Below are 8,296 nucleotides of genomic sequence, written 5' to 3'. Positions count from 1 at the left end.
GATAGCAGGCTATGCATTTTTGGACTATATTCATCTTTGCGTTATACCATGGTATCTTGTAGGGACAGGTCTTAATGCAGTCCTTACAGCCATTGCACTTCTCCTCATCTATCAGCACCACCCCGAACTTCTCGTCCTTTACTATTGCACCTTCCTTACATGCTGGCAGGCAGGCAGGATTCGAGCAGTTGTTACACAACCTTGGAAGGTAGAAATGCCAGCTATTCGGCCATTCACCCCCTCCGACATCCTCTTCCCAGTGCATAGTCCATTTAGCCCTTCTTTTTGGGTTTATAACCGGTCTTCCATTTACAACCTCCACCTCACCTTTTTCATTAACCTTCCACTCGTATTCAATCCATGTGTGAATCTCTTCATCACTTGGCAACTCTCCAAAAACGAGGTTACCATCTCTGAAACCGCCACCCTTCTTTTCCCATCCTCTTGGATGCCCTTCACCCGGTTTTGTTTCAATCCAGCAGTAGAAGATTTCCCTTTCCCCGTCAGCGTTCCTCCACAATGCCCAGCAGTTGGTAACACATGTTGGGCACCCGTTACATTTGTTCAAATCGAAAATCCACGCCACCTGTGCCATTGGTATTCACCCCTTTTACTGCCCCCTCCGTAGTATTTCAATTTTTTGTTAATATAATGATTTAAAGTTAGCAAGTTTGAGCATATTTAATCACAGATGAGTACAGAAAACTGAATTAACAGGCAATTTGTCAGGTCTAAGGTTTAACTCAGAGTAAAATTAAGCTCGAAACCATGGGGGAAAACCGAATACTCTGCGTCAACCTTGAAATGTAATTCTGCAAATCTCTTTATAGCTTCACAGAGGGCAGTGTTCCAAGTTTTCCCATGTTTAGATGAGACAAGTATATGGACTTCATTTTCATCCCAACGTATCTTGACATCCGCGGCTCTGTTCGTTGCGATGAGGCCAATTTTGACAAATTCGACCGCCTCCTCGATAGTTATCTTGTCTATGGGTTTTTTGTAGTACCACTCCATAAGAAATCTTATTTCATTTTCTGTAATCGCCCTTTCCAGATCACCCTCTAAAATCGCCTCTCCGCTTTCAAAACCCATGAGAAACATCCCAACTTCACGCATCATCCGTATTGCCAAGTAGTCCGTTTGTGTAAGAGAATGTTCAGCAGTAGAGTCGAAAACCCTCAAAGCCTCTTCCAGCAAGGCATTTAAACGCTCAAACTTGGGGAGCCACTTTAAGACGATTTTTTCGTATATGTCTTTATCAATTGTAGTCTGAATTCTGACTTTCTTTGATGCCATGTTAGCTCTTGCCTTAAATTGTTTATAATGTTTATTTTTCATACTGATGAGTTTTGGTTACCCATTTCGCATATACCTTCGAATAACGTATTTTTTGAGGTCAAGAGGGTCAGGTATCTGAATTATGTCTGCCTTTCTGCATCTTTTCGCAATTTTTTCGCATAGTTCAAGGAATTTACCGTTTTTCTCAAAAAGAATTATTTGTAGTCTTGCATTGACATCTCTCAGCTTCTCAGCTTCTCTCAGTGCGCAGAACCATGGGTTAAGGTCGCTATCGTAACTTGAGGTTGGCACACCATCTGTTATCAAGAAAATTATGCCCGTCCCCTCATTCCTTTTCAGTATCTCTCTTGCCCTCTTTAACGCCAGACCTATATCTGTGGCACCCCCAACCTCCATGTTCAGAATCCGGCCATTTTTTAGCTCTCTCACCTTGTGACTGAACGCCACTATGTGTAGCTCATCATTACTCCTCTTTTTTTCTATTGCCCTTTTCAACCCTAAGGCAGCTTCAAGAGCTCCTATCATCTTACTGCTGCCTCTCATGGAATCGCTCACGTCTATGAGCATGATATACACACACTTCTCCAGATGTTTGGGCTGACGAGCAACGAGCTCCCCTTCTTTTATCTCCACTTTGCCACGCATTGCCGATTTCAGTAAACTCTCGGTAACGTCAAGAACATCGAAGCTGTGCAAATAGTGGTCGAACTCCACAATTTTATCGGACGGAAAAGGAAACGAGCCATGTTTTTCTGAGAAATTCTCACCGTAACTCTTTTTTTCTAAATTTTGAAGGCTTAATGTTAGAACTTTTTCACCCAGTATTTTTTCAGCCTTTGCTGTGAATCTGATAACCCTCCTTCGGTAGTAGAGGTCTATCTCGTCAACATAACCCATGCTGTAAAGTTCTCTCAGAACTTCATGCCAGAAACTGTCAACGAGTTGTCGTGCATTTATATCTTCACGCCTTATTTCACCTCTGTTCAGCTTCTCCTTTATTTCGTTCCATGTTTTTTCTCTGTCTTCCTTTGATTTTAGGCTGAAATCTCCGGGTATACGATTTTTCACTCTCTCATCAGGGTTAGATATTGTGCTAATGGAATGATAAGGGTTGAAAACGTGGTAAAGTAAATCTTCTGCAACATCTTTGGTTATGCCAACAACAGAGCTACACAATCTGCATTCTGGTTTCTCCTCTATCCGTATAGTCTTCATATCTTAACATGTCTTAAGTTGCCACCCGGTTTTGAAGTATTCATCTTGGAACCAGCACAGCTCTGCCCCTTATCTCGCCCCGGCCAAGCCTTTCAAAGGTTTCGTTGAGCTCGTCAAAACTGACCATTTCGATATTAATTTCGAGTCTTCCGGATTCGGCTATTGACACTACCTCATGTAGCTCAGGAATGCTGCCCCAAAAAACTGTCGTGTAGGTAACCTCGGGAGGCAGAATCGGATTCCACATGAAAGAGGTCATCCCGCCACCAATACCGGCAAGAATTAAACGTCCCTTCTTCCCCAAAATTCCTACTGCATTCATCAGGGTTTCATCAGTCCCGACAAAGTCTATAACTCTTGCAACATTTTCACCATAGGTTATCTCGTCTATAACGGATAGTAAATTCTCCTTTTTAGGATTTACCGTAAAATCTGCTCCAAGTGATTTAGCAATTTCAAGTTTGGAGTCGTCAATGTCTATCGCTATAACCCTTGCCCCAGTCATTTTCGCGAACTGGACGCCATACTGACCGAGACCCCCGATCCCAATCACAGCAAGAAAATCTGCGGGAGTTAGTCCATCTCGTGCCTTTTTTATAGCTCTGTAGGATGTGAGGGCAGCATCTGTCAATGGTGCAGCCTTTATGGGGTCAAGTTTCCTCAGTGGCACGAGGTAGCGTGGTGAGGGAATCCTGACATACTCAGCGTATCCCCCATCTACACCAATTCCAACCCACATCAAAACGTTGCAGAGCTGCTCCTCTCCGCTTAGGCAGACCTTACACTTTCCACACCCCCAACCACCGAAAACGGCGACAGCATCTCCCTCACTGAATCCCTTAACACCTTCCCCGACCTTCTCAACGTAACCAGCAATTTCGTGACCGAGGGTTATAGGCGTGTTGGGCAGGGGGAGAGACCCCTCCAGAATATGCAAATCCGAGTGGCATACTCCCGCTCCTGCTACACGTATTAGAACCTCTCCTGCATTTATTTTCGGTTCCGGAACATCCTCTATTTTCAAACCCTCTCCCGGTCTGTAAAATCTTGCTGCTTTCATAAAATCCCTCGCTGGTAAAATTCAACCACTGTATAGCCTGTTAATGTGCTCGACATCGTAGTAATCCTTCTCGTAGTTGTCTATTACATCCGCTGCTACCTCTAAACCGAGCACTTCTAAGGTAAAGTCCTCTATTATCATGCATCTCGCATCTCTGAACAGTTTTTCAATTATAAACTCTTTGCTCAATCCATACGCTCCGAATATTTGCAGAGCTTCGTGAGCGACCTCAAAAGCTATTCTCTTTCCATATATCTGAGCTGTCTTGGCATGTCGTGGTGATGCGTCGTTTGTTCTTCGGGTCATTCTGCTGAATACATGTTCAGAAACCTTTCTCACATAATACCGGGCAGTTTCAATCTTCTCAAACATCTCGTAGAGTTTCAGCTTTATGTTCTTGTGCTTGATTAGTGGTTCTCCACCCTGAACACGCTGTCTTGCGTAGTTGAGGGCTTCTTCAAAGGCTGCTCTCGCAAGACCCACACCGTAAGCTCCCATTCCACAGCTTGTCATACATACAAGCTGGTCGCAGAATATGCCATAAAAAGGACCAGGTGCAACGACAACGTAGTGTTCGGGAATTCTCACATTGTCAAAGAAAAGCTCACCCTGTGGGTCGTCACGCATCCCCAGCATATCGGATGGTTTCCCCTTTTTAACTCCATGCTTTTCGTCCAGCGGAACAATGCAGAAAATTGCATCTGAAAGTCTCTTTGCACCCTTAATCGGGACGTGAACTCCACCATGAGTTGCAACTGGAGCTGAAGACACCCATGCAGATTTCTGACCAGTTATCACCCATTCATCCCCGTCTTTTTCTGCTGTGATATCTGGCTTACCGTATTTGTCCACATTCTCATCTCTGAGGAAGAGTTCGTAATCACTACCGTGAGCTGGCTCGGTTACGCACCAGCAACCATGGTATTTGCCCTTGTCATCTTCCAGCCAAGGCACAACAACCTCTTCGTAGAGTTCGGGCAGTCCAAAAAGTGCAGCACAGGAGAATGGAATCATATCCACACCCAGAGATGTTGCAAATCCCAGACTTCCCCAAGCAAGTTCTTCAAACACTATGGAAATCTGAAGAGGTGAGAGACCCAAACCTCCCATGTCTTCGGGTAAAAGCATTTTGTGGTAACCGAGTTTTTTCATCTGCTTTACTACCTCAAAGTAGGGTGAATCCGGTTTAATTCTCTCCTCAGGAGGCATTCTGTCAAGCTCGATTGATGCAGGCCTTATTACTTCTTTTGCAAACCTGTGAACTTCCTCTTTAAGCATTCTCTCGTCATCACTCAGTTCGTCCAAATCGAGAAACTTTGCCATTTTAAACCCTCCTTATAGGGTGCTCAATTTTGTCATAATAGTTATTTTAATTTTTTGGTAATGTAATAATTAAAAATTACTATGCATGGTCATATGTGCTGATTTATACGCATAAATTGTTTAAATGGTGTAGTCAGGTGAATTTGAGTATGGAGGTTGAGGAGGCAATAAGGGGTAGGAGAAGTGTGAGAAAATATGTCGAAAAGGATGTGCCGCAGGAGGATGTCGTCAAGATGATTGATGCAGCGAGGTGGGCGCCGAGCTGGAGCAATTTTCAGTGCTGGGAATTTGTGGTTGTTAGGGACAGGAAGGTCAGAGAAGAACTGCTCGAATGCATCCCAAAGTTTAATCCGGGAAGAAAAGCCGTAGAAACAGCTCCGGTTGTTATAGCCGTGCTCGGTAAGAAGGGGTTATCTGGGACGGTCGGTGGGAGTTATGTTACAGAGAAAGGCGACTGGCTGATGTTTGATACAGCACTTGCAGTTCAGAACCTCTGCCTTCAGGCATACTCTATGGGTTACGGAACGTTGATAGTGGGACTCTTTGATTTCGAGAGGGCTTCGAAAGTGCTTGGTGTGCCAGATGACTACGAACTTGTCGTCCTTGTAACGGTTGGCTCACTTCACAAAATTCCAAATCCGCCTGAAAGGAAGGAAGTTCAGGAGATAATGCATCTGGATACCTTTGGAAACAGATTGAAGGTTTGAGATGAGACGGATTTCTGCTATGGGAAAAACAGCGCCCCCGCCGGGACTCGAACCCGGGTTTGAGGCTCCGAAGGCCTCCGGGATATCCACTACCCCACGGGGGCTTTTTGTCATTCGTAGGATAAACTAAAAATATTTACCGATTATACAGGCTGCCTCCGTGGGCGTCAATCGCTACAATGCAAGGTCCGAATTTTTCGACCTCAAGCAGCCAAACGGCCTCGGGCATTCCAAGATCGTCCCAAACAACCCCTTTAACCCTCTTGATGCTCTGTGCAGCCAAAGCTCCTGCTCCACCGGTGAAGGCGAGATATACCGCTTTTCCCTTCATAGCCTCGACAACTTCATTACTCATTCCTCCTTTCCCAATTATCGCCATGCAACTAACTCTTTCCAGAATTTTCGGTGTGAAGGGGTTCATTCTCGCTGAGGTTGTCGGTCCTGCAGAAACCACCTTCCATTCATCGTTTTTCTTAACCAGAGGCCCGCAGTGATAAACAACAGCCTTATCAAAGTTGAATGGTAACTCCTTGTTTTCCTCAAGCCACTTGAGAGCCCTTGCGTGAGCCTCATCTCTTGCGGTGAACAACTCGCCTGTAACGTAAACTAAATCTCCAACTCTCAATTTCAGCACTTCTTCAACGGAAAGAGGTGTTCTAATCTCGTACTCCATTTCAATCACCTCAAAACTACCTCAGCCCTTCTGTTTGCCCAGCATTGGATGTTGACAGCCACAGGGAGACTTGCAGTGTGGCAGTGGCCGATTTCACAAAGCACGGCAAGAGCAGTGGTCTTCCCGCCCAACCCCATTGGTCCCACTCCGAGGTCATTTATAGCCTTTAGAATCTCAAACTCAAATTCGTTCATTTCAAGAACGTTTCTCAGTAACGCCTTCTTTGCAAGCTTTGCTGCACCATCAAACGTCCCTCCTATTCCAATACCAACAAAAATCGGTGGACAGGGCTTCCCTCCAGCTCTAAGCACGGTCTCAACGACAAAATCCCTGATTTTGTTCACCTCGGTGGGCAGCATCATCTTCAAGGCTGAAACGTTCTCACTTCCTGCACCTTTTGGCATTGCTGTAATCTTCAGCTCATCCCCCTCAACGATCTCCAGATTTATCTGGGGTATATGCACTCCCGTATTATCCCTCGAGTTCTCCCTCGTAATGGGATGGACAGCATTAGGCCTCAAAGGAATCTCCAGCGTAGCTCTTCTAACACCTTCTCTTATAGCTTTACAAAGGTCAAATTCGAGCCTCAGGTCTCTTCCAATCTCAACGAAAAACACTGGAATTCCAGTATCCTGACACATGGGGACTTTGAGCTTCTTAGCAGCCTCAACATTTTTCAGGATGGTTTCAAGGGTTCTTCTTGCAATTTCGTTCTCCTCCCTCTCATGAGCGTTCCTTATAGCTGTCACAACGTCTTCAGGAAGTTCAGTGTGTGCCTTTCTCAGCACATTGACAGTGGCGTTAACAACATCGTCGAAATCCATGTTCTTTGTATGCCCCATTCTGTATAAGCTTTCTGGAAGGAAGTGCATTCCACTTTTGAGATTTATGAAAAGGCAAAATGACTGGTATATTCTTCTATTTATGATTTTTCATAAAAACAATAAAAAGAATTAGAATCTTTGCTGCGTATCTTGCCCCTGCTACTTCTCTAAAACTTGCGAGAACGATTAAGCTCAAATCCTGATCTCTTCATACCCTCTTTTCACCGCAATTGCGTGTGAATAGCCCAGATTTCTGTATATCACCCCCATAAGCTTTTTGATGTCCACAACTCCAAGCTTTGCAAGTGCACCGAGCATTGCGATTTCTGGACTGCTTCCACATGATCTTGCAATTCTGTTTGCATTTAAGGCGATTTTTCCATTTTCCGGTAACTTCGCTGTGTTGACGACAACCTTGCAACCCCTCTCCCTCACATCTCCCCTGCACACGATAATGAGCCTCTTCTTTGCGCCATGTAACCTGAATCTAAATCCATCACCAGCCTTCTCGAACTCTTCGACTCTGTTATCCGTTTTCAAGACTTCCATCAGAATATCTGCAACGTTTTTTCCACCAACAAACTCTATCTCGTACGATTTTATCACCTCCTTTAAGTAATGAAAAATAATGAAGTATAGGTTATTTAAGCCTTGTGGTTAGATAATGAAAAAATGAAATAAAAATTTTAAGGTAGCTTACCCTCTTTGAGGGTCTTTGTCGGCTCAAAAATCTTCTTTCCATACTGCTTCGCCAACTCCTCAAGTCTGGCAGCAATTTGCTGCGCTCCAAACTGCTTTGCCAGCTCGAATGGACCAAAGGGTCTGTTTAAACCGAGCTTTATGGCAGTATCAATGTCATCGGGACTTGCAACACCCATCTCAACCAGTCTAATAGCCTCATTGATTTCGACAAAGGAGAAATCCATTGGATTTACCTTGTCGGAAGCTTTGCTCATATCAATCTGCGGTCTCCCCTTGCTCCAGTCATACCATCCCTTTCCAGTCTTTCTGCCGAGCCTCCCCTCTTCTACCATCTTCTCGACCGTTTTTGATGGTTCATAATCTGGTCCAAGGGTACTGGCGAAGTATTTTCCTGCATGGTAGAAGATATCAACTCCAGTGTAGTCCATCAGCTCAAAGGGTCCCATTGGCAATCCAATCTTCTTCATCGTTGCATCTACCTCTTCAGGAGTTG

At 44.6% G+C, this 8,296-nt stretch carries 10 protein-coding genes and 1 tRNA gene; 1 reads left to right on the top strand and 10 read right to left on the bottom strand.

Annotated features, from left to right (window positions below; all coding sequences use genetic code 11):
* The 5 genes from BP688_RS02205 to BP688_RS02185 all read right to left on the bottom strand — a co-directional run.
* Positions 1 to 595, bottom strand: a 595-nt coding sequence (locus BP688_RS02205) for a 4Fe-4S dicluster domain-containing protein (RefSeq protein ID WP_290624491.1), incomplete at its 3' end; no start/stop codon positions are given.
* A gap of 143 nt (positions 596 to 738) precedes the next feature.
* Positions 739 to 1,296, bottom strand: coding sequence for a hypothetical protein (locus tag BP688_RS02200; protein WP_290623392.1), 558 nt, complete (start codon positions 1,294 to 1,296; stop codon positions 739 to 741).
* 57 nt (positions 1,297 to 1,353) lie between these two features.
* Entirely contained in the window at positions 1,354 to 2,514 is a 1,161-nt protein-coding gene (locus BP688_RS02195; protein ID WP_290596500.1) for a vWA domain-containing protein, read from the bottom strand.
* Between the two features lie 40 nt (positions 2,515 to 2,554).
* The gene (locus tag BP688_RS02190; RefSeq protein WP_290596501.1) at positions 2,555 to 3,574 is read right to left on the bottom strand and encodes an NAD(P)-dependent alcohol dehydrogenase; all 1,020 of its coding nucleotides are present in this window, start codon (positions 3,572 to 3,574) and stop codon (positions 2,555 to 2,557) included.
* Between the two features lie 21 nt (positions 3,575 to 3,595).
* Positions 3,596 to 4,897, bottom strand: a complete 1,302-nt coding sequence (locus BP688_RS02185; protein WP_290596502.1) for an acyl-CoA dehydrogenase family protein — start codon at positions 4,895 to 4,897, stop codon at positions 3,596 to 3,598.
* 149 nt (positions 4,898 to 5,046) lie between these two features.
* Here BP688_RS02185 and BP688_RS02180 point away from each other — a divergent pair, with 149 nt between their 5' ends.
* Positions 5,047 to 5,604 (top strand): nitroreductase family protein, encoded by a 558-nt coding sequence (locus BP688_RS02180; protein ID WP_290596503.1) that lies wholly within the window; start codon positions 5,047 to 5,049, stop codon positions 5,602 to 5,604.
* Between the two features lie 32 nt (positions 5,605 to 5,636).
* Here BP688_RS02180 and BP688_RS02175 read toward each other — a convergent pair.
* The 5 genes from BP688_RS02175 to BP688_RS02155 form a co-directional block, all read right to left on the bottom strand.
* A tRNA-Arg gene (locus tag BP688_RS02175) sits at positions 5,637 to 5,708 on the bottom strand.
* 32 nt (positions 5,709 to 5,740) lie between these two features.
* Entirely contained in the window at positions 5,741 to 6,277 is a 537-nt protein-coding gene (locus tag BP688_RS02170) for a FumA C-terminus/TtdB family hydratase beta subunit (RefSeq protein ID WP_290596504.1), read from the bottom strand.
* A 5-nt stretch (positions 6,278 to 6,282) separates the two neighbouring features.
* Entirely contained in the window at positions 6,283 to 7,101 is an 819-nt protein-coding gene (locus tag BP688_RS02165; RefSeq protein ID WP_290596505.1) for a fumarate hydratase, read from the bottom strand.
* A 192-nt stretch (positions 7,102 to 7,293) separates the two neighbouring features.
* Complete coding sequence (locus BP688_RS02160; protein WP_290596506.1) at positions 7,294 to 7,707, bottom strand: hypothetical protein; 414 nt, start codon at positions 7,705 to 7,707, stop codon at positions 7,294 to 7,296.
* An 80-nt stretch (positions 7,708 to 7,787) separates the two neighbouring features.
* Positions 7,788 to 8,296 (bottom strand): 3-hydroxyacyl-CoA dehydrogenase family protein (locus BP688_RS02155; RefSeq protein WP_290623394.1); only part of this gene is annotated, 509 nt, incomplete at its 5' end.

This window comes from Archaeoglobus sp. UBA230 (assembly GCA_002507545.1).
GTDB lineage: Archaea > Halobacteriota > Archaeoglobi > Archaeoglobales > Archaeoglobaceae > Archaeoglobus.
This window is presented reverse-complemented; position numbering and strand designations above follow the sequence as displayed.

Bases quoted from the DNA above. Each gene is read 5' to 3' on its own strand.
- BP688_RS02170 (WP_290596504.1), bottom strand. From the start codon at position 6,277: ATGGAGTACGAGATTAGAACACCTCTTTCCGTTGAAGAAGTGCTGAAA.
- BP688_RS02190 (WP_290596501.1), bottom strand. From the start codon at position 3,574: ATGAAAGCAGCAAGATTTTACAGACCGGGAGAGGGTTTGAAAATAGAG.
- BP688_RS02200 (WP_290623392.1), bottom strand. From the start codon at position 1,296: ATGGCATCAAAGAAAGTCAGAATTCAGACTACAATTGATAAAGACATA.
- BP688_RS02185 (WP_290596502.1), bottom strand. From the start codon at position 4,897: ATGGCAAAGTTTCTCGATTTGGACGAACTGAGTGATGACGAGAGAATG.
- BP688_RS02195 (WP_290596500.1), bottom strand. From the start codon at position 2,514: ATGAAGACTATACGGATAGAGGAGAAACCAGAATGCAGATTGTGTAGC.
- BP688_RS02165 (WP_290596505.1), bottom strand. From the start codon at position 7,101: ATGGATTTCGACGATGTTGTTAACGCCACTGTCAATGTGCTGAGAAAG.
- BP688_RS02180 (WP_290596503.1), top strand. From the start codon at position 5,047: ATGGAGGTTGAGGAGGCAATAAGGGGTAGGAGAAGTGTGAGAAAATAT.